This is a genomic window from Streptomyces fulvoviolaceus (genome assembly GCF_000718165.1).
Lineage (GTDB): Bacteria > Actinomycetota > Actinomycetes > Streptomycetales > Streptomycetaceae > Streptomyces > Streptomyces fulvoviolaceus.
On sequence record NZ_JOEY01000259.1, the window covers coordinates 1 to 202 of the forward strand.

A 202-nucleotide genomic window follows, 5' to 3' on the forward strand; every position below is an offset into this window, starting at 1 on the left:
GGCGGGTTTCCTCACGCCCGAGGGCACGCCGGTCGGCCTGGACGGTCCGATGCCCGTGCACATCGCTCTGGTGTGCACGGGGCGGTGCCGTCCGTCGCCGGACCGGGTGTCCTTGGGCGCGCCGTCCGATCGCCACGGCGGCAGCCTCGTGGCGAGTCGTCTTACGGGTTGTGCTGGTGAGGGGTTTTTGCCAGTGCTGGGC

Annotated in this window: 1 pseudogene; it reads right to left on the reverse strand. The window is 71.8% G+C overall.

Annotated features, from left to right (window positions below):
* A pseudogene (locus IG08_RS62395) lies at positions 1-202 on the reverse strand (IS200/IS605 family accessory protein TnpB-related protein); the annotation flags it as partial.